Consider the following 208-nt stretch of genomic DNA (forward strand, 5'->3'; position numbering starts at 1 on the left):
CGCCGCGTAAAACACTACCAGCGGAACGACCGTCACCGCCGACGCGACGGGGTCCGCGAGGATCTGACCGGACCGCATCGTCATCGCGACGAACACGATCAGCATCACGCCGAGCGACGACAGTCCGCCGAACAACGGCTTCAGGCGCTTGAAACCCGCCGTGGAATACCGACGGAGCAACAGCCATCGAGTGACCGTCCCGGCGGCC

The 208-nt window shown here is 65.9% G+C and carries 1 pseudogene; it reads right to left on the reverse strand.

The features are described 5' to 3' along the window. Positions 1–208 (reverse strand): annotated as a pseudogene (locus EXE45_RS21505) (arsenic resistance protein); the annotation flags it as partial.

This window comes from Halorubrum sp. SP9 (genome assembly GCF_005435015.1).
Taxonomy (GTDB): domain Archaea; phylum Halobacteriota; class Halobacteria; order Halobacteriales; family Haloferacaceae; genus Halorubrum; species Halorubrum sodomense.